This is a genomic window from Bacillus sp. HY001 (assembly GCF_007558965.1).
Lineage (GTDB): Bacteria > Bacillota > Bacilli > Bacillales > Bacillaceae_G > Bacillus_A > Bacillus_A mobilis.
On record NZ_VLTE01000370.1, the window covers coordinates 1 to 222 of the forward strand.

A 222-nucleotide genomic window follows, 5' to 3' on the forward strand; every position below is an offset into this window, starting at 1 on the left:
AAAGAGCTGGATTTACAGAAGTAGCAGAACGGAATTTTTTCTCCATTTTAGCTGACATTTTCCCTGTAATAATGTGCTGTCCATGAATTTTTCCTATGTTTTCATTTATCTCATCCTGTTCCTCGTATGTCGGGATAAACTGAGAAAGTTCATTAAACTGTATATCACCTCGATAATCTAATAATTCAATCATCTCTGTAATATAACGATTCCCATCATCTT

At 33.8% G+C, this 222-nt stretch carries 1 pseudogene; it reads right to left on the minus strand.

The annotated features are described in order from the left end of the window. Positions 1-222, minus strand: a pseudogene (locus FOT98_RS31800) (CpaF family protein); the annotation flags it as partial.